The organism is Clostridioides sp. ZZV14-6009 (genome assembly GCF_020658095.1).
In the GTDB taxonomy this organism is placed as follows: Bacteria; Bacillota; Clostridia; order Peptostreptococcales; family Peptostreptococcaceae; genus Clostridioides.
This window is the reverse complement of sequence record NZ_JAGWDG010000004.1, coordinates 133,236-153,913: the sequence shown is the minus strand read 5'-3', so window position 1 is coordinate 153,913 and position 20,678 is coordinate 133,236. Positions and strand designations below refer to the sequence as shown.

Here is a 20,678-nt window from a genome sequence, read left to right as displayed (position 1 = left end):
TAATTAAATGGATGCTGTAGGCTTAATAGAAGTAATAGGATATGTTGCTGCAATCGAAGCTTCTGATGCTTGTTTAAAATCTGCAAATGTTAATATCTTAGAAATTGATAAGGTTGGAGCAGGCATTGTTACTTTAACAATATGTGGAGATGTTGGTGCTGTTGAATCAGCTCTAGAAGCAGGTGAAATAGCAGTTTCTAGAATTGGTACATTAAGAGCATCACATATTATACCAAGAATACATAATGAAGTAACCGATGCTTTATTTAAAAATAAAGAACCTAAAGTCTGTGAAGTTTCAGAAGATACAGAGGAAAACTTTGAAATTACATTAGAAATAACTGATAATGTATCGAAAAATTTATCGGAAAAAGATAATGTAATTTTAGATGGCACTGAAAATAGTGAAAATAATAATGAAAAACTATATAGTGATATAAATAAAATTAACAAAGAAATTGAAGTAGTTGATGATAGTTTAACAGAAACTAATGAGGAAAAAATAGAAAATACTAATGATAATAAAGAAGTATTAGAACAAGTCAAAATAGAAAATTCTGATTTTGATAGAGATGATTTATCAAAGAACAGCGTGAAAAAACTTAAAGCTATGGCTAAGAAATTAGACTCTTCAATAACTTATAAAGATTTAAATGTTCTTAAAAAAGAAGAATTGATAAACTTAGTTAAAAAGCTTAGCAGAGGGGATAGATAGTTATGACACTTTTAGATAAAGATTTAGTATCTATACAAGAAGTCAGAACTCTTGTAAAAAGAGCTAAAGTGGCTCAAGAGAAACTTTCTAAAATGAGCCAAGAGCAAATAGATAAAATAGTAAAAGCTGTTGCAAATGCAACATTTAATAATGCTACTAAATTAGCTAAAATGGCAAATGAAGAAACTGGGTTTGGAAAATGGGAAGATAAAGTAATTAAAAATACTTTTGCATCCATGGGAGTTTATGAAACTCTAAAAGATACAAAAACTATTGGAATAATTGGTGAAGATAAAGAAGCAAATACGATAGATATAGCTATACCAGTTGGAGTTGTGGCAGGTCTTATACCTTCAACAAACCCAACATCAACAGTAATATACAAAACTATAATATCTTTAAAGGCAGGAAATACTATAGTTTTCTCTCCACATCCAAATGCAAAAAAATGCATACTTGAAACAGTTAATATAATAAGTGATGCAGCTATAAAAGCTGGAGCTCCAGAGGATTCAATATTATGTATAACTAATCCAAGTATAGTTGGAACTAATGAATTAATGAAACATAAAGATACAAACTTAATATTAGCAACTGGAGGAGAAGCAATGGTTAGAGCTGCTTACTCTTCAGGAACACCAGCTATCGGAGTTGGACCTGGAAATGGACCAGCATTTATAGATAAATCAGCAAATGTTAAGTTAGCAGTCAAAAGAATAATAGATTCTAAAACTTTTGATAATGGTGTTATATGTGCATCAGAACAATCTATAGTAATAGAAAAATCTATGGAAGAAACTGTTTTAAAAGAACTTAAAAATCAAGGTGCGTATATTTTAAATGAAAAAGAAAGTGAGAGATTAGCAAAATTCATATTGAGAGCTAATGGTACTATGAATCCACAAATAGTTGGTAAGAGTGTTGAGGTAATATCAAATTTAACAGATTTAACAAATGTACCTAAAAATACAAAAGTTCTCGTTGCAAGAGAAAATAAAGTTGGTCATAATGTAGCCTATTCAAGAGAAAAACTTACGCCAATACTAGCGTTCTATGTTGAAGAAAATGTAGAGGCTATTATGAATAGATGTAGAGAAATATTAATAAATGAAGGTGCAGGTCATACCTTCTCAATGCATGCAAATGATGAAGAGTTGGTAAAGAGATTTGCTCTTAACATGCCAGTATCAAGAATACTTGTGAATACTCCTTCAGCACTTGGAGGAATAGGTGCATCAACAAACCTTGTGCCAGCACTAACACTTGGTTGTGGTGCAATAGGTGGAAGTTCAACTTCAAACAATGTAGGTCCACTTGATTTAATAAATGTTAAAAGAGTAGCTTATGGAATCAAAGAAATAGAAGAACTTGGAAGAGATACATCTCAAGTTGAAAAATCAATGTTTGACTCAATGGATAAAGAAGAATTAATAAATCTTCTAGTTCAAAGATTAGTCAAAGAACTAGCATAACTAAAACAAACAATGAAATTTATAGCTATAAATTTCTAAAAATAAAAACTATAAAATTAAATTTTTGGAGGATAAGATTATGGCAAGTGCAAACGCATTAGGAATGATAGAAACTAAAGGATTAGTAGGAGCGATAGAGGCAGCAGATGCAATGGTTAAAGCTGCAAATGTACAATTAGTAGGAAAAGAACAAGTAGGTGGAGGATTAGTTACTGTAATGGTAAGAGGAGATGTTGGAGCTGTTAAAGCTGCTACAGATGCTGGAGCTGCAGCTGCTGAGAGAGTTGGAGAACTAATATCAGTTCATGTTATACCAAGACCACATTTTGAAGTAGATGCTATATTACCAAAAGTATCAGCTGAGTAATATAAAAGCAATTTTAAAATTCAAATTTTGATTAAAAAAGAGGCTATCTCAAAAATGAGTCTTACTAATAAACTCAATGTATTTTGAGGTAGCCTTTTTTATACATCTAATAGGAGATGTGATAAAATGGGTGTTTTAACAGAAAACGAAATAAAAAGAAAAATAGGAAAAAACAAAGGCAATGTAACTGAATTCTATATAGAAAAAGGACAAATAATAACTCCTTCTGCAAAATCTTATTTAACTGAGAGAAGTATTGAACTCAAATATATTGATAAGCTTTCAGATATAAATAATGAGCCCAAAGAAGTTATAAAAGAAGTAGTTAAAGAGAAAACATATAAATATACTACTGTATTTGGTGCTAAATTAGATGAAAAACCAGAACATATGACTCAATTAAATGGAAATCTTTTAGTTTTTAAAGACCATAAAAGAATAATACTAAGAGGTAAAATAGATTCTCTTGAATCAGAAATACTAAAAGCACAAATTCTTTGCCAAAAACTAGGTATGCCAAAGCTTGTTAAGGAATTACAAGAGGTATTAGACTTTGTAAGAAATATAATGAGATGTGAGGTTTTAGAAGAAAAACTAGAAGATTTTAAACTTTTAGGATTGACTCCACAAGAACTTAGAGAACAATCTCACTATCCTAAAAAATACTTTGGTATAGGACATGAGTTCCCAAGTTATGAAATGGGAGAAGTAGTAGTAGCTATAAATAGTATAAGAAGCAATACACGAGAGGTTGAACTTGCAGCTTACGAAGCATTTAAAGGTGAGTACGGAAATGTTCAAAGAGAAGATTTAATAAAGGCACTTAATAGATTATCGTCAGTATTTTGGATAATGATATATAAAGTTAGAACTAATAAATATAAGTAGTTGGAGGACGCAATGGAGAGTCTATTAAATGAAATAGTAGAAGAAGTAATAAATAGAGTTAAAAAAGAAGCATTCATAGAAGTTGAGGCATCAGGAAGACACGTTCACTTAAATAGAGAAGATGTAGATAAATTATTTGGTAAGGGATATACTCTTACAAAATTAAAAGACTTATCTCAACCAGGTCAATATGCTTGTAATGAAAGAGTCACAATAACTGGTCCTAAAGGAAGTATAAAAAATGTAGTTGTACTTGGGCCATGTAGAAATGAAACTCAGGTAGAAATATCTTTAACAGATGGTTCAACTCTTGGATTAAAAGCTCCTATAAAACAAAGTGGAGACTTAGAAGGTACTTTAAGTATTAAAATATCAACACAACATGGTGAAGTTGAACTTGATAAGGGGTTAATGGTTGCTAAAAGACATATACACATGACTCCTAAGGATGCTGAACAATTCAATGTATGTGATAAAGAAATAGTTGAAGCTAAGGTAATGGGTCAGAGACCTTTAACATTTGATGATGTAGTAATAAGAGTTAGTGACAGCTTTAAAACTTACATGCACATAGATTATGATGAAGCCAATGCATGTGGCTATTCAAAAGGGACTGTTGCTAAAATAATAAAGAAAGCATAAATTAATTTAACTTCTAATTTCATTTACTATATACAATGTTGGAAGTATTAAAAATACATAAAAGTATGAAAGATGAATATAGAAAATACCTCTAGGGAGGATTAAATATGAATTATGATGACCTTGTAAATCTAATAATAGAAGAAGTTTATAAAAAAATAAATAATAATGAATTGAAAGTATCTAGTAAACCTAAAGCTGTAATTGTATTTGAACAGGATAGTAGTAAATTTAACTTATTAAAAGATGAATTTGAAATAGTTGAATTTGATAGAAGTACAAAAGAGTGTGAAATAGTGATAGTTTCGAAACTTTGTATGAGAGGATTATCAAACATAGCACTTGGGAATTCAACAAGTGAAGAAGAAAGATTTATACTAAAAATGATTATGAAGCGTAAAAAAGTATATCTCTTAGATGAAGGAATTGAATACAAAAAATATAAGGATACTGCACCAAAAGCATTATATAAGAAGTTTATGTCCTTTGAAGATGAAATATGTAAATTTGGTGTAGAAATTATAAAAGACTTAAATACTATAAATAAAAATAAGTTAAGTATAAAAAGTGAAGTATCAAGTGCTATAGTTTCTAAAAAAGAAAATACAAAAGCTTTAAATAAAGATATAGAAAGTCTAAACAATGTAGAAAATATGAAGATAGATACTGAATTTAGTTTAGATTTAAGAAATAAAAAACTTATATCAGAAGCTGACTTAAGAAAACCAACTATAAATGGAGTTAAAAATATACTAGTTAATAAAAAAAGTATAATAACTCCATTAGCTGTAGATTTTATGAAAATACACCATCTCAAACTAAAGAAAGTGTAAGGAGGTAATTTTATGGATATAGGAAAAGTTGTAGGTAATGTTTGGGCCACAAGAAAAGATGAAAAATTATGTGGTCAAAAACTTTTAGTTGTAAAAATTTTAAAAACTAAAGACACATACAAGGAAGGCTTCATGGTTGCAGCCGATAATGCAGGAGCAGGAAATGAAGACTTAGTTCTTATATCCAAAGGTTCCTCAGCTAGAGAATCGATTGAAAAAGCTCATGTTCCAGTAGATGCAACGATAGTTGGAGTAGTCGATTCATTTGAAGTGTTTGATGAATAAAAGTATAGGCACTATAGAGTTTAAAAGTATAGATAAAGGTATAGAAGTTAAATTCACAATATATAAGACTGTAATATCATCAGTAGATAGTCAAATAATAAAAAATCTAATAAAATAATGGGGGAACTATGAGTATAAATGAAATTATAATCTATGTAATGGTAGTCTTCATGGTACTTGGGGCTATAGATAAATGTATAGGTAGTAAATTTGGTCTTGGAGAACAATTTGAAGAAGGTATAATGGCAATGGGTTCACTTGCAGTTGCAATGGTAGGTGTTATATGTCTAGCACCAGTTCTTGCTGATGTATTAAGACCAATTGTAGTACCAGTGTTTGATATGCTTGGAGCTGACCCAGCTATGTTTGCTGGAAGTTTGTTAGCTAATGATATGGGTGGTGCACCACTTGCACTTGAGCTTGCAAAAGACCCTAATGCTGGATTATTTGGAGGATTAATAGTAGGTGCTATGATGGGACCTACAATAGTGTTTATAATACCAGTTGCACTTGGAATAATTGAAAAAGAAGACCAAAAATTCTTAGCAACAGGAATACTTGCAGGGATAATAACAATACCTATTGGAGCATTTGTTGGTGGATTAGTTGCAGAATTTGAAGTAATGATGGTTCTTAGGAACTTGATACCAATAATAATATTTGCAGTCGTTATAGCACTTGGATTATTGAAATTTGAAAATGCTATGATAAAAGGATTTACATATTTTGGAAAGGGTGTAGTGATAGTTATAACTTTAGGACTTGCTGCTGCAATAGTTGAAGCCTTAACAGGTATAGTTGTAATACCTGGAATGAAGCCAATAGGTGAAGGTATAGAAATAGTTGGAGATATTGCAATAGTTTTAGCAGGAGCATTCCCATTAGTATTTGTTATAACAAAGGTATTTAATAAACCATTAATGGCTTTAGGAAAAGTTCTTGGAATGAATGATGTATCAGCTGCAGGGCTTGTTGCAAGTTTAGCTAACTGTATACCAATGTTTGGTATGATGAAAGATATGGATAATAGAGGAAAGATAATAAACGTAGCATTTTCTGTATCAGCAGCATTCGTATTTGGAGACCACTTAGGATTTACAGCAGGATTTAATGCTAATATGATAACACCAATGATAGTTGCTAAATTAATTGGTGGTATAACAGCAGTCTTATTAGCTATGGTTATAGCAAGTAAGACATTAAAGAAGGAGAATGTATAAGATGGATATAGCAAATATAGATAAAAACTTAATTGAAACATTAGTAAGACAAATAATAGAAGAAAAAATAAATGGAACTAAAGATACTGTAGATTTTGTTAGAAATAAAGATGTTAGTGGAATAACTTCTATAAAATTACCAACTGTAAAGGTTAGTGAATCTGATAGATTAGATACAGGAAACCCAAGCGATGTAGTTTACACAAAAGATTTATTTACATTAGAGGAAAGCCCAAGATTAGGTTGTGGTATGATGGAAATGAAGGAAACAACTTTTGACTGGACTCTAAACTATGATGAAATAGATTATGTAATAGATGGAACTTTAGATATATTAATAGATGGAAGAAAGGTTTCTGCTTCTTCAGGTGAGTTAATATTTATACCAAAAGGAAGTAAGATACAATTTTCTGTACCTGATTATGCTAGATTTATATATGTAACATATCCAGCAGATTGGGCATCTCAAAATTAACAAGAAACTGAATTAAGTTAATAATAATCAAATAAATGTTAATCCCCCTACGTTTAAAAATAGACGTAGGGGGATTAACATTTATTTTTTTATAAAGAAGTTTCTCTTAAAACTAAATTTTCATTTCTCTCAATTAGATGTCTAATAGACCATTCATTTTGAAATAACAATACTGGATTGCTATTTTTATCTTCAACTAATATTGTATCCATTGGTGTTGAAAGCTTATCCGATTTAAAAGTATCAGGTTCAATCCAACGTATATAACGATAAGGTAGTGTGTTCATTATCATATCAACACCATATTCTTGTTTTAGACGATATTCTAAAACTTCAAACTGAAGAACTCCAACTACTCCTACAATAAGTTCTTCCATACCAAAATTAGGTTGTTTGTATATCTGTATAGTACCTTCTTCTGATAATTGTGTAAGTCCTTTTAAGAACTGTTTTCTTTTAAGAGCATTCTTTGTAGATACTCTTACAAAATGTTCAGGAGCAAATTGTGGTATGCCAGTGTACTGTAAATTTGATTTTTTTTCACTTAATGTATCACCAATATTAAATATTCCTGGATCATGTATCCCTATAATGTCTCCTGGATAAGCTGAATCTATTATAACACGGTCTTGTGCTACAAACTGTTGAGGTTGTGAAAGTTTAACCTTTTTGTTTCTTTGTACATGAGTTACTGTCATACCTTTTTCAAATTTACCAGAGCAAATTCTTAAAAATGCAATTCTATCTCTATGAGATTTATCCATATTAGCTTGAATCTTAAATATAAATCCTGAGAAGCTATTAGAATTAGGGTCAATATCACCTAAATTACTGCTACGAGGATTTGGCGGAGGTGTTATTTCTAGAAACGATTCTAAAAATGGTTCTACACCAAAGTTAGTAAGGGCACTTCCGAAGAACACAGGTGTCAATTCACCATTTAATACTCCGTCTAAATTAAAATTATCTCCAGCAATATCTAAAAGTTCAATATCTTCTAGTAGTTTTTCATGAAGAGCATCACCTAATAAAGTGTTAAATCTTTCGTCAGATATATCTCCAGTTGTAGACTTAGCAATAGATTGTCCATGGTTACCATCATCAAATAGTTCAACTTGATTTTTATGACGATTAAACACACCTTTGAACTCTTTACCAGAACCAATTGGCCAGTTTACTGGGCAAGAGCGAATTTCTAGAACATTTTCAATATCTTCAAGTAGTTCAAAGGGATCCTTTCCTTGACGGTCCATTTTATTTATAAAAGTAAAAATTGGTATTCCTCTCATTTTACAAACTTGGAATAATTTCTTTGTCTGATCCTCGACACCTTTAGCAGAGTCAATAACCATTACTGCACAGTCTGCTGCCATAAGAGTCCTATAAGTGTCCTCACTGAAATCTTGATGCCCTGGAGTGTCAAGAATATTTATACAAAAGTTATTATATTCAAATTGAAGAACACTTGATGCAACAGATATACCTCTTTGTTTTTCAATTTCCATCCAGTCAGATACTGCATGTTTTTGAGATCTTCTTGATTTAACCGATCCTGCTTCACGAATGGCACCACCATATAATAGAAACTTTTCAGTTAATGTAGTTTTTCCTGCATCGGGATGGGAAATGATTGCAAAGGTTCTTCTTCTTTTAACTTCATCAATCAAGCTTAAATTTTGTTCTGTCATTTTTTATCATCCTTTATTTTAATTTTACGATTATCCAAATATAAAAAATTATATTTATTAATAGTTTTAAAATGAACATAATTTTCCATATGCTATAAAAAACTACAATCCTATTAATATTATAACTTTATTGCAAAACTGTCAATATAGAAACCTTTATTTCACACTCAATTGCACTCTCAAGAGACTCATCTTTTTCAACTTTACCACCAGGAAACTCCCGCATATTTGGAAGACTCATTTATTGGGATATTAAAGCACATAATATTTCATTATATTCATTATTAAATCATGGAATAACCAGTATTAGAGCATTAAATCATTTGGAGTAAGAATAGAGGATAATATGATAAAAGAGTTAGAATCTAAATGGATGGATTTAAACAAAAAAATAGATTAATTTCTAAAGTTGCACTTTTATAGAAAGGGCATCACCAATATCATGCGTAACTAAAATAGTAGACTTATTTTCATTTTTAATAATACTATAAACATCATCACAAACCAACAATCTAGTTTGATAGTCAAGAGCTGAAAAAGGTTCATCTAAAAGTAAAACATCTGGATTTACAGAAAGTGTCCTAATAAGAGCAACTCTTTGTCTCATACCACCAGATAATTCTTTAGGATACATACTTCTGAAATCCCATAGTCCATAAGTCTTTAAAAGTTCTTCAACTCTATCTAAAGATTTTTTATCTTTTTTTCCTTGAATTTCCAAACCAATAGTTATATTATCCATTATATTTCTCCATTCAAGCAGATTATCTTTTTGAAACATATATCCAATATTTCCAGTAATCTTTACATCACCACTAGTTGGTTTTAAAAGATTAGTAAGAATATTTAAAATTGTAGATTTTCCGCTTCCAGAAGGTCCGAGTAATGTTAGTATTTCGCCTTCTTTCAAATTAAAATTGACATCCTTTAATACTTCAAGCTCGCCTTCCTTAGTGTAGAAGTTCATATTGATATTTTTAACTTCTACTATGTTGTCATTCATCATGCCACCCCCTATAACTTTTAGCTCGTATATATTATGTTATTAACATTACAACCTATTTGTACCATTTTTCATAAATATAATATAAATATTTTGTTTATTTACGTATTTTCTTAGTAACTTGTACGTATAAATTAGAGATAAATAAATTATAAGGTAGGGGATAAAATTGAGTAACATAATAACTAATTTGATAGAGTCAATATTTACTAATCCAATAACTATATTATTTTTACTTGCAATAACTTTGTATTCTATTTTTAAAATTATAGAAAACAACAAGTTGTATTTGTTTGTAGGTTCAAAACTAGAAGAAATCAACCGAGACTATAAAACGAGTGTGTTTTATAGCAAAATAAGGAATGATTACTATACATATAGTAAAGAAAATCCTTATGCTGATGTAAATATAACTTCATTTGTAGAAGAAGTTGTATCAGATTTAAAATATAATAACTTACCGATATTAGAAAAAATTAGAAGTATAAAAAATTCATCTTCAATAAGTATATTACTTGGAGTTTTAGGTACCTTTGTTGGACTTTCTACAATGCTTTTATGTGTTGATACTAAAGATATTATAAATTCACTTCCTTCGACTATTAGTAGCATGCAAACTGCATTTACAACTAGTATATTTGGAGTGGTATTTTCTCTAATTATAGGATATTTTACAAAGATAAAAGACTGTGAACATGTTTTGATACAAATAATGTTAAAATCTGAGAATCTACTGACATCTGAGGTAACTCATATTAAATCAGAAAGAATGGACTTAAAAGTAGAAGAAGTAAAAAATACAATAAAACAAATAAGCAAGTCTATAGAAGCTATTGAAAAATTTGATAAAATATCTAAAGACTTAAATGATTTTAATGATGAATTTATCAGTGGAATAGAAGCTTTAAAAAGTCTTTTAGAAGGCTCTCAAAGTTCTATTAAGACATTTGACCAAAGTGTAAGAAAATTAGATAAACAGTTTAATATTTTAAATGTAAAATTTGTGAAACTGTTTGATAAGTATGATAATCAAGATAATATAAATAAGGAAATTCTATTTGATATAAAAGAATCATCAAAAAATATATATAATTCCACTGAAAGCCAGCATAAAATTAAAGATTATATAAGAAATATAAATGCAGGATTTGCTTTATATGAAAGAAGTGCTCAAGATTTGTTAACTAAATTAATGACTCATGAAAACAAAATATCTCAAAATCAAAAAATTCTTTTAGATGAAAAATACACTCTAGACGATTCAATTAAGAATCTTTCAAGTATTATTGAGAACTTTTCTAATGACTTACAAACCAAACTAGATATAATGTTTGAGAATTCTTTAGACATTCAAGATAAGCTAGATGTTATGTTTAATAACTCCTTCATGCAAGATGAAGTTCCTCTTGATAGTGAAGATTTATTTGAAAATAATATTGATAGCATATTTAATCCTTTGAGTGAAGAAATTTATGAGATAGAAAAGAAAGAAATAAAGGCCATAGGTGAGGATGAGTTAAATGAATAATAAATATAGAAGAACTGTTAACAGAGAATTTGAAAAGAGTAGTTTCTGGCCAACATTTACAGATTTATTATCCACTGTGTTGATGGTTGTAATTCTTATCTTATTTAGTTCAGAAAGTATCTCAGGCTCAGTTGAACAAGATTTAGCTAAAAATGTGAATGCTTCTGTTGAAGAAACCTTTAAAAAAAGTGGTATACCTGTGAAAGTGGATAAGGCTAATGGTCAAGTAACTTTTGGTGAAAGGACAATGTTTGATGTAGATAGTGATGTCTTGAAACCAGAGGCTAAAGAGATGTTAAAAATGTTTGTTCCAAAGTACATAGAAACTATTTATAAAGATTATGGCGACTATATATCTAAAATAGTTATAGAAGGTCATACAGACGATGTAGGAAGCTATATCTATAACTTAGATTTATCACAAAGAAGGGCATATAGCGTTGCTAAATTTATAGTAGGAGATGAAATAGGTAATTATAAATATAAAGATGAAGTAACTAAACATATTATTGCAATAGGTAGGTCAAAAGCTGAACTCGTAAAAAATGGAGATAATAGTGTAAATAGAGATGCATCTAGAAGAGTAGAGCTAAAATATGAAATAAATATTAATCAAAATAAATAGTTAAAAAATTATAAAAAAAAAGAAGGCAGTTGGTGTGAGCTTTAAGCCTTCTTTAAGGAAAAAGTTTATTTATTTTTGTTGATATTTAATATATTATAAGTTTTGGAAGAATTTTGCAATATTTTAAACATAAATGGTCGTTTAAAATGCATAACTGGGTACTACTGATGTAAAATAATTCATTTTATATAATATAAAACTTATACAGTGTCAATTTTTTTTATTATTATTTTATAAATGCTAATTAAAATATTATGTAAAAAAATATCATAAAAACGCATATCATGTTATAATTACTAGTGTATTATGAAAATGGAGGCGTAGTTTGTGATAGAAAAAAATATAAATAACAAAAAAAATTCTAAAGTTAAATCCTTAATATTTCTGCTAATAATCTCTGTATCTATTTATTTAACTGGTTGTAGCAGTGCAACAGACAGTGAAAATAATCAATCAAATAACCAAGAAACTTTATCTAGTAGTATATCAAGTGATAAAAATGTAAAAATTCATTTTATTGACACTGGAAATAGTGATGCAATATTAATTCAAGAGGGCAAAACTTTTATATTGATAGATGGGGGAGATAACGATGATGAGAATTTAATGGTAGACTACCTAAATAATCAAGGGGTAAAAGATATTAAATATCTTATAGCTACTCATTCTCATGCAGACCATCTAGGGGGACTTGATTCTGTTGTAAAAAATTTCAATATAGAAAATGTTTTTGTATCAAATGGTTCAGCAGAAACAAAGAGTTACAGAGATTTTATAAATGCTTTAGCAAATAAAGATTTATCTCCAAGTGTACCTCTTGAAAATAAAAAGTTTTATCTTGAAGATTCCTATTTTGAAGTTCTAAATACAAATGGAGGAGATACTACTAATGAACAATCACTAGTACTTGCATATACTAATGGTAACGATAAAGCCTTATTTACAGGTGATGCTGAAGAAGGTACAGAAAAAGAAATACTATCAAAACTTGGAGAAGTAGACCTTTTAAAAGTAGCTCATCATGGTTCTCGTAGTAGTTCATCTCAGGCTTTTTTAGATAAAGTTAACCCTGAATATGCAGTAATTTTAGTTGGAAAAGGTAATTCATATGGTCATCCACATGAAGAAACAATGAACAAATTAAAAAAGATGGGTGTAAAAGTACATAGAAGTGACGAATGTTCAGATATAGTATTTGAATCTACAGGTGATGGAGTTTTTACAAGCTGTAAAGATGGAAGTTACAAAAAAGGTGTTAGAGAAGATGGAAGCTCCGAAAAGTCAAATAACAATACAGGCCAGAATGAATCCTTAAATAAGGAACAAAATGCATCGAATTTGTCAAAAATAGTGTATTTTACTCCAAAAGGGAAGAGTTATCACTCAACAAAAAATTGTAGTGGACTTTCAAGAAGTAAAAAAATATTATCAGGTTCAATTGCAGAAAGTAAGAAAAATGACCCATGTGATATATGTTATGGAAAGCAATAGTTAAAATATAGGAAATAATAAATAAAAAGCAAATAATACAAAATAGTAAATACATATAAAAATAAGCTATTCCAAATAGATAAAATAAAGAAATTAAGATATATTTTATCTATTAAATAGCTTATTTTTTTGATATTCTTTAATAGTTATTTTATAACTCTAAATACACCAGTTACAATACCTACAATTTCAACTTCTGAGTCTTTAAGCATAATTGGTTCCATAAAATCATTTTCTGGTTGAAGTCTTATCAAGTTTCCTTCTTTAAAGAATCTCTTGACCGTAGCAGATTCACCATTTATAAGTGCAACTACTATCTGAGAATTTAAGGCTGTATTTTTTTTGTCTACTACAACGTAATCTTCATCTAAAATTCCTGCATTAATCATACTTTCGCCTTTTACTTTTAATACAAAGTTATTACTGCCCTTTACTAAACTGGCAGGGAATGGAATATATTCCTCTATGTTTTGTTGCGCTAAAATGGGTTCTCCAGCTGTTATTTGACCTACTAAAGGAAGTTCTATTATTTCCTGGTTAGCTCCAGAAACATCATTGACTTTACTACGCTCCAAAACTTCAATAGCTCTTGGTTTAGTAGGGTCTTTTCTTATGTATCCCAGTTTTTCAAGTTTATTTAGATGAGAGTGCACAGTTGAAGTAGATCTTAACCCTACAGCAGTACATATTTCTCTTACAGCAGGTGGATAGCCTTTTAATATGATTTGAGATTTTATAAATTCCAGTATTAAAACTTGCTTTTCAGTTAGATCTAAATACATAACATCACTCATTTCCAAACATATTTTGTTTTTATTTCCATACATTTATATTTTTAATTATAACATAATCCATTTATATCTGCAAACATTTGTTCCTGATTTTTAATCATCTTCAATCCATTCAAAATTCTTAACTATATCACGTTTTACATTTTTTTTATGTGCAGCATAAAGTTGAGTAGTCGTGACATTATCATGGTCGAGTAAATTTTGAACATCGTATATAGAAAATCCTGTTTGAATCAGAGAGGTAGCAGCAGTTGCTCTTAATTTATGAGGGCTATATCCATTATCTCTAGTTGTATCTAGTGGAATAGATGTATATTTTTTTACAAGTGTTCTTATAGCTTTTGCTGTAATTCTTTTATTTTGAAGAGATAAAAATAATGCATCTTTAACTTCATCATTTAGTAAATCATCTCTTGTTCTTTCATTTTGCAAATAATCTTTTATTACATGTTCACAAGTATGATTTATAGGCATTAAGACTTCTTTTCCACGTTTTCTATATATTTTGAATTCACCTCTTGAAAAATTAAAAGAGGAGATATTAAGTTCTCTAAGTTCATTTAATCTAAGCCCATATGTAACAAATAGAGCTAATATAGCCTTATCACGTAATCTAGTTTTTTTCCAATAAACTTTTTCTTTTTCAGTAAGACCTTCACCAGTTTCTACTGATTCTAACATTTTTGCAACTTCATCTATTTCAAGACGTTTAATAGCATCTGGTTGTGGTTTAGGTAGCTTTATTGGATTAAATCCATCAGTTATGTTATTATCTATTTGAGAATTTCTATATAAAAATTTAAATAGAGTAGAGATGGATGATTTTTTTCTTGCCAGAGCTCTATTATTATTTTCAAAAATTAATGTGTTTTTTTCTGTATTTTTATAATATCTGCTGCAATAATCGCCTAAAAATAAGTTTATATCTCTTGATTTTATCATGTTAAAATCACTTTCTGTAATGTCTTTTATACAATCTGCACTTGTTAGTTCCTTTGTCTCAATCATGTATAAGCAGAAAAACTTTATATCTTCTAAATAAGCAAGTCGTGTAGAGACGGCAACAGAACCTTTTAGATATATAAAATAATCTTTCATAAATACAGGAAGTTTATTTTCCAAAAGTAGACATTTTTCTATAAGTTCATTTTCTTTGATGACAATATTATCAGGTTTATCAGATTTATTATGTACTTTTATAATTTTCTTATCATTATTCAAATTTAAACCTCCTAAAATTAAAATATGAATATTTGTAAGTTATTTTTATTAATAACTATGAATATTTGTAAGTTATTTTTATTAATAACAATGTAGCTATGTTAGCATAAATATTTAATTTAATCAATTAATGTATTTTTTAAGAGATTAGTAGCGCTCTAATTGGTTTTCGCACTAACTATTCCCTAAATCCACATTTAAAGACTAGTTCGATTCAAGTACTCTTTTTAAATTTCTCAATATATGTTTAATAAATATTTACTAAAATATATTGAGAAATTTTATGCTTTACTAAAATCTTTTTCAATCTTGAATTTTACTATCTTTTCAAGGAAACTAAAATAAGAAAACTAAAAATAGTATAAAATTTAGTATCTTAATTAAAATTTTTAAATGGACTTACCAAACTTAAAATATAAGATATTATCAGAGTTACTATTGAAAAAATAAGCCCTATCGTCATAAAAAAACTTACAAATATATTATACTTTACTATTAAACTAGATATATTTAAGCCATTAAGCCCAAATAAGTATGTAATTAGACTAATTGCAAATATAACTATAACTATAAAACTCAAACCCTTTAAACTGCTTTTCAAATCAGCACTACTAAGTGACATATGAGTGGAAATTGAATACATTAAAAACATAAATATAAAATATCTTAATGAATATATATCAGGTGTTAACAATATTGTTTTTACAAAATTAGAAACATCATCTAAAATAATCTGTATAAAACCCGCTATATTAAAATTATTAATCATACTTACATATAATTTTAAATCTATGTTTTGTGTTATTTTAATGTAACTATCTGGTAATAGTATTCTAAAAAGTACAATAATCATCATTGTTCCACCTATAATTGGAGCAATTCCTATAAAAAAATTTCCTATACTCTGATAAATATTATCTTTTTTATAACTATGATTTACATATCCTAATACTCCATCATTTTTACTTTCAATTGGTCTAAAGAATTTTACTGAATTTATTTTATGCATAAAAATCAAACACATTATTAAATGACTCAATTCATGTATAAAAGTTCCAACAGCTCCAGTTACAATGACACCAGTTTTTCCAAAAGATAAAAAGATAAATTTATTATTTAAATTTTCTATAATACTAAAAATTAATCCAAATACAATAAATATTCCTATAAAACAAAAGATATTTATTATACTTATTTTAAAAATCTCAACTATATGAATCATAAACTAGAACCTCGCATTTAAGTCTTCAACTACTCTATCTCATATCCATTACAGTTTAAAATTTTACAAGCATTTTTTATATCTTTTTCTTTTATTAAAATATAATCTGTATCATATGTAGAAATTGCAAATATACTTATTTTATTATCAGCTAATAACCCACTTATCTTAGATAAAATTCCTATAAGTGAAAAATCTAAAGGGCCTAAGATTTTAAGTATTCTCCATTCTTTTTCTGATTTAATATCAGAAGGGATATTGTTGTTTGAACATACAATGCTCAATTCATCATCAGTTTTAGTTATAGAGTAAAAATTTTCTGTATCTATCCATGTTGGTATTTCACTGTTATTATTTAATCTACATACTGCATACTCTTCTAAAAATAGTTTTAATTTCATAATCTACATCTCCTTCAAACTTATTTGTTTAATTAAGATTATACATTAAAAATTATATAAAATAAAATATATTAAAGTAAAAAAGGTTCACTACAGGACATCATTTCCATAGTCAACCTTTAAAACTTAATTAAATTCTAACAAAAAGATATATTATCTAGGTTCAATTATAAGTTTGATTGCAGTTTTCTTATCACCTTCGATTTCTATATCAGTAAATGCGGGAATACACACTAAGTCCATTCCACTAGGTGCAACAAAGCCTCTTGCTATTGCAATTGATTTTATTGCTTGATTTAGAGCTCCAGCTCCTATAGCTTGTATTTCTGCAATACCTCGTTCTCTCAGTACTCCAGCCAAAGCTCCAGCTACAGAATTAGGATTAGATTTTGATGAAACTTTTAGTACTTCCATTTCAACATCTCCTTGTTAATTTGTTAAAGTATCCATTACCTAAAGTACTAAATCACAATTGCCATTTACTAATTACAATCATCATTTAAAGTATACTTTTATAAAAATATACTTCTATAATAGATTTAAGAAAACCTTTATTTTTTAAAACCATTTTATAATGAAAAATCTACAAATTTCTTTATATTCTATAAGCATTTTCCAATATTTCTAAATTTATTATACCTTTGAGACATTATTTCTTCTTTAGGCATATCTTTATAATGATTTAATCTTTCTAAAATGTAAGACTTCATTTCCTTTGAAACAGCTTCTATATCTTTTTGTGCACCACCAAGAGGTTCTTTTATAATCTTATCTATTATTTTTAAATCATATAAATCATTACTTGTAAGTTTCATAACATCACAAGCTTCTTTTGCTTTAGATGAATCTTTAAATAAGATACTAGAAAGACCTTCAGGTGAAATTACAGAATAAACTGAGTGTTCTAACATACACACATCATTACCTACTCCGATTCCTAAAGCTCCTCCACTACCACCTTCACCAATTACAAAGGTGATTACTGGAACAGAAAGTTTACTCATTTCAAGTAAGTTTCTTGCAATAGCTTCTCCTTGTCCTCTTTCTTCTGCCTCTAAGCCACAAAAAGCTCCTGATGTATCAATAAATGTCACTATCGGTCTGTCAAATTTTTCAGCTTGTTTCATAAGTCTTAACGCTTTTCTATATCCTTCTGGATGAGGCATACCAAAGTTTCTTTTTATGTTTTCTTTAGTATCTCTTCCCTTTTGGTGACCAACTATAGTAACATTAAATTTTCCTATTTGCCCTATTCCTCCAACTATAGAAGGGTCATCTTTATAAAGCCTATCTCCATGAAGCTCTAAAAAATTAGAACAAATATGTTCTATGTATTCCAAAGTTGTAGGTCTTTTTATATCTCTACTTAACACTACCTTTTCATATGGTGATAGATGTGAAAAGGCATCTTCTTTAAGCTTTGCTAATTTTTCATTAAGAGAGTTTATTTTATCACTTAAATCTATATTATTTGCCTCAGAAATAGCTACTAATTGTTTAATATCATTTTCTAAGACTTTTATTTTATCATTATTATTTTCAATCAAAACAGTTCCTCCTTTATGCCCTATTTCTTGTGCATAGCAAGAATTTGATACAATACTTCCTTCATTTTTCTTCTATCTACTATCATGTCAATAAAACCTTTTTCAAGTAAAAACTCAGAAGTTTGAAATCCTTCAGGAAGTTTTTGATTTATTGTTTGTTCTATCACTCTTGGACCTGCAAAACCAATTAATGTATTTGGTTCAGAAATTATAATATCTCCGAGCATAGCAAAACTAGCAGTTACTCCTCCAGTGGTAGGGTCAGTTAAAACTGATATATATGGTAATGACTTTTCTTCAAGCTTAGCAAGTGCCTGAGAAGTCTTTGCCATTTGCATAAGAGATACCATACCTTCTTGCATTCTAGCTCCTCCTGAAGCAGAACAAATAATTATAGGTAAATTGTTTTTGGCAGCATATTCTATTGAGTAAGTTATTTTTTCCCCAACAATAGAACCCATGCTTCCCATCATAAAATCAGGATTCATTACACAAATAACTGTTTTAATTCCATTTAATCTTCCATAACCTGTGACAACAGCTTCTGACTCATTCGTTTTTTCCTTATAAGAGTCTACTTTTTCTTTATATTTAGGAAAGTTTAATGGATTTTGAAATTCTATATCAGAATTAAATTCCATAAAAGTTCCTTTATCAATCAATAAATTTATTCTATTTCGTACTCTTAAACCATAATGTCTTGAACATTTTGGACATACAAATGAATTTTCTTCTATGTCTTTTCTAAATACATGACTATCGCATCCTTTGCAATAAGTCCAAAATTTATCATCTACACTATTCTTTTTAAAGTTGTCATCTAAAGAAATCGTAACATACTTAGATTCTTTTGATGATAAAAATTTTTTTATCATAATCTATTTACTCCTTATAATGTAGCAAATTCCTTCTTCATAAAGACATCTTCTATAAATTTGGTATGATGAGTATCTTTTCTAAACTCTTCACTTGTTACAAGTGCCTTTTGGAATTCTACATTTGTATTAATACCTTCTACAATAATTTCATCTAGAGCTCTATAAATTCTATTTATACATTCTTCTCTAGTCTCAGCCCAACATATTAATTTACCTATCATAGAATCATATAAAGGTGGTATAGTATATCCTGTATATACAAAAGTATCAAATCTAACACCAAAACCTCCAGGTAAATTTAATGACTCTATCTTACCTGGTGATGGAGCAAAATTATTTGATGAATCTTCAGCATTTATTCTACACTCAATAGCATGGCCTCTAAAAATAACATCTTCTTGTTTAAAAGGTATTTCTTCTCCATTAGCTATAGATATTTGAAGTTTTATAAGGTCAAGATTTGTTACCATCTCTGTGACTGGATGTTCAACTTGTATTCTTGTATTCATCTCTATAAAATAAAAGTTTTTATCTTTATCAACTATAAATTCAATAGTACCAGCACCGATATAACCTACACCTTTTACTATATCCACTGCAATTTTATGAAGATTTATTCTTTCTTCATCTGAAAGGTATGGGCTTAAAGACTCTTCTATTACTTTTTGATTTCTTCTTTGCATAGAACAATCTCTATCACCTAAATGTATTGCATTTGAATGTTTATCACCAAATACTTGTACTTCTATATGTCTAGGATTTTCTATAAATTTTTCCATATATAAATCGCTATTAGAAAATGCTGCTAGAGCTTCTGAACTTGCCATATCAAAATTTGAAAAAAGCTCTTCTTCCTTTCTAACGATTCTCATACCTTTCCCACCGCCTCCACTTGAGGCTTTTATAATAACAGGATAGCCAATTTCTCTTGCAACTTCTAAAGCTTCTTCCTTAGTTTTTAAAACAGATTCTGAACCAGGAACAACAGGGATATTTAATTCCATCATAGTTTCTCTTGCTCTAGATTTATCTCCCATCAAAATCATTTGTTCTCTTGTTGGACCTATAAAAATAATATTATTCTCTTCACATTGTTTTGCAAATTCAGGGTTTTCTGATAAAAAGCCAAAACCTGGATGAATAGCATCACATTTTAATTTAAGAGCAAGGTATATAATATTTTCTATGTTATTATAACTCTTGCTTATATTATTTGGCCCTATGCAAATAGATTCATCAGCTATATATCTATGAAAACAATCTTTATCTATTTCAGAATAGATAGCAACAGTTTTTATGCCTAGTTCTTTACACGTTCTGATGATTCTAACTGCTATATCGCCTCTATTTGCAACTAGTATTTTTTTTATCAACTTAAATACCTCC

At 28.7% G+C, this 20,678-nt stretch carries 23 protein-coding genes; 13 read left to right on the top strand and 10 right to left on the bottom strand.

The features are described from left to right. Positions 1-7: 7 nt before the first annotated feature. The 10 genes from KGF36_RS08020 to KGF36_RS07980 all read left to right on the top strand — a co-directional run bounded on the left by KGF36_RS08020 (position 8) and on the right by KGF36_RS07980 (position 6,897). Complete coding sequence (locus tag KGF36_RS08020; protein WP_227828056.1) at positions 8-715, top strand: BMC domain-containing protein; 708 nt, start codon at positions 8-10, stop codon at positions 713-715. A 2-nt stretch (positions 716-717) separates the two neighbouring features. Beyond that, positions 718-2,187, top strand: a complete 1,470-nt coding sequence (locus KGF36_RS08015; RefSeq protein WP_227854661.1) for an acetaldehyde dehydrogenase (acetylating) — start codon at positions 718-720, stop codon at positions 2,185-2,187. 79 nt (positions 2,188-2,266) lie between these two features. Beyond that, entirely contained in the window at positions 2,267-2,554 is a 288-nt protein-coding gene (gene eutM, locus KGF36_RS08010; protein WP_003423991.1) for an ethanolamine utilization microcompartment protein EutM, read from the top strand. 126 nt (positions 2,555-2,680) lie between these two features. Further along, positions 2,681-3,442: a cobalamin adenosyltransferase gene (locus KGF36_RS08005; RefSeq protein WP_227828054.1), complete on the top strand. Its 762-nt coding sequence runs from the start codon at positions 2,681-2,683 to the stop codon at positions 3,440-3,442. Positions 3,443-3,454: 12 nt separating this feature from the next. After that, complete coding sequence (gene eutD / locus KGF36_RS08000) at positions 3,455-4,084, top strand: ethanolamine utilization phosphate acetyltransferase EutD (RefSeq protein ID WP_227841651.1); 630 nt, start codon at positions 3,455-3,457, stop codon at positions 4,082-4,084. A 107-nt stretch (positions 4,085-4,191) separates the two neighbouring features. After that, on the top strand, positions 4,192-4,917 hold the full coding sequence (locus KGF36_RS07995; RefSeq protein ID WP_227841650.1) for a TIGR02536 family ethanolamine utilization protein: 726 nt from the start codon (positions 4,192-4,194) through the stop codon (positions 4,915-4,917). A gap of 12 nt (positions 4,918-4,929) precedes the next feature. Further along, on the top strand, positions 4,930-5,202 hold the full coding sequence (locus KGF36_RS07990; RefSeq protein ID WP_227828051.1) for a EutN/CcmL family microcompartment protein: 273 nt from the start codon (positions 4,930-4,932) through the stop codon (positions 5,200-5,202). Beyond that, on the top strand, positions 5,195-5,320 hold the full coding sequence (locus KGF36_RS20175; protein WP_255287800.1) for a hypothetical protein: 126 nt from the start codon (positions 5,195-5,197) through the stop codon (positions 5,318-5,320). The genes KGF36_RS07990 and KGF36_RS20175 overlap by 8 nt, the downstream gene beginning before the upstream one ends. A gap of 10 nt (positions 5,321-5,330) precedes the next feature. Then, positions 5,331-6,422, top strand: a complete 1,092-nt coding sequence (gene eutH / locus KGF36_RS07985; protein WP_227854660.1) for an ethanolamine utilization protein EutH — start codon at positions 5,331-5,333, stop codon at positions 6,420-6,422. Between the two features lies 1 nt (position 6,423). Further along, on the top strand, positions 6,424-6,897 hold the full coding sequence (locus KGF36_RS07980) for a cupin domain-containing protein (protein WP_227841648.1): 474 nt from the start codon (positions 6,424-6,426) through the stop codon (positions 6,895-6,897). A gap of 89 nt (positions 6,898-6,986) precedes the next feature. Here the strand turns inward: KGF36_RS07980 and KGF36_RS07975 are convergent, their stop codons facing one another. Both KGF36_RS07975 and KGF36_RS07965 read right to left on the bottom strand, forming a co-directional pair. Further along, positions 6,987-8,585 carry a peptide chain release factor 3 gene (locus tag KGF36_RS07975; RefSeq protein ID WP_227828048.1) on the bottom strand — a complete coding sequence of 533 codons (1,599 nt, stop codon included), beginning with the start codon at positions 8,583-8,585 and terminating at the stop codon, positions 6,987-6,989. 403 nt (positions 8,586-8,988) lie between these two features. Then, positions 8,989-9,588: an ABC transporter ATP-binding protein gene (locus KGF36_RS07965; RefSeq protein ID WP_227482658.1), complete on the bottom strand. Its 600-nt coding sequence runs from the start codon at positions 9,586-9,588 to the stop codon at positions 8,989-8,991. Between the two features lie 169 nt (positions 9,589-9,757). On the opposite strand from KGF36_RS07965, the gene KGF36_RS07960 reads away from it, so the two are divergent. The 3 genes from KGF36_RS07960 (at position 9,758) to KGF36_RS07950 (ending at position 13,232) form a co-directional block, all read left to right on the top strand. Next, entirely contained in the window at positions 9,758-11,116 is a 1,359-nt protein-coding gene (locus KGF36_RS07960; protein ID WP_227828047.1) for a hypothetical protein, read from the top strand. After that, the gene (locus KGF36_RS07955) at positions 11,109-11,741 is read left to right on the top strand and encodes an OmpA family protein (RefSeq protein WP_227828046.1); all 633 of its coding nucleotides are present in this window, start codon (positions 11,109-11,111) and stop codon (positions 11,739-11,741) included. The genes KGF36_RS07960 and KGF36_RS07955 overlap by 8 nt, the downstream gene beginning before the upstream one ends. 327 nt (positions 11,742-12,068) lie before the next feature. Further along, complete coding sequence (locus tag KGF36_RS07950) at positions 12,069-13,232, top strand: ComEC/Rec2 family competence protein (RefSeq protein ID WP_227828045.1); 1,164 nt, start codon at positions 12,069-12,071, stop codon at positions 13,230-13,232. A 146-nt stretch (positions 13,233-13,378) separates the two neighbouring features. Here KGF36_RS07950 and lexA read toward each other — a convergent pair whose 3' ends face one another. The 8 genes from lexA to accC form a co-directional block, all read right to left on the bottom strand. Then, on the bottom strand, positions 13,379-14,014 hold the full coding sequence (gene lexA, locus KGF36_RS07945; protein ID WP_227828092.1) for a transcriptional repressor LexA: 636 nt from the start codon (positions 14,012-14,014) through the stop codon (positions 13,379-13,381). 102 nt (positions 14,015-14,116) lie between these two features. After that, positions 14,117-15,244 carry a tyrosine-type recombinase/integrase gene (locus tag KGF36_RS07940; protein WP_227828044.1) on the bottom strand — a complete coding sequence of 376 codons (1,128 nt, stop codon included), beginning with the start codon at positions 15,242-15,244 and terminating at the stop codon, positions 14,117-14,119. Positions 15,245-15,620: 376 nt separating this feature from the next. Next, positions 15,621-16,466, bottom strand: a complete 846-nt coding sequence (locus KGF36_RS07935) for a hypothetical protein (protein ID WP_227828043.1) — start codon at positions 16,464-16,466, stop codon at positions 15,621-15,623. A 29-nt stretch (positions 16,467-16,495) separates the two neighbouring features. Continuing rightward, positions 16,496-16,867: an ACT domain-containing protein gene (locus tag KGF36_RS07930; RefSeq protein ID WP_227828042.1), complete on the bottom strand. Its 372-nt coding sequence runs from the start codon at positions 16,865-16,867 to the stop codon at positions 16,496-16,498. Between the two features lie 153 nt (positions 16,868-17,020). Beyond that, complete coding sequence (locus KGF36_RS07925; protein WP_003424039.1) at positions 17,021-17,281, bottom strand: stage V sporulation protein S; 261 nt, start codon at positions 17,279-17,281, stop codon at positions 17,021-17,023. Positions 17,282-17,469: 188 nt separating this feature from the next. Beyond that, entirely contained in the window at positions 17,470-18,414 is a 945-nt protein-coding gene (locus KGF36_RS07920; protein WP_227828041.1) for an acetyl-CoA carboxylase carboxyltransferase subunit alpha, read from the bottom strand. Positions 18,415-18,434: 20 nt separating this feature from the next. Continuing rightward, the gene (gene accD, locus KGF36_RS07915) at positions 18,435-19,289 is read right to left on the bottom strand and encodes an acetyl-CoA carboxylase, carboxyltransferase subunit beta (protein ID WP_227828040.1); all 855 of its coding nucleotides are present in this window, start codon (positions 19,287-19,289) and stop codon (positions 18,435-18,437) included. A 14-nt stretch (positions 19,290-19,303) separates the two neighbouring features. Continuing rightward, complete coding sequence (gene accC, locus KGF36_RS07910; RefSeq protein ID WP_227828039.1) at positions 19,304-20,665, bottom strand: acetyl-CoA carboxylase biotin carboxylase subunit; 1,362 nt, start codon at positions 20,663-20,665, stop codon at positions 19,304-19,306. Between the last annotated feature and the right edge of the window lie 13 nt (positions 20,666-20,678).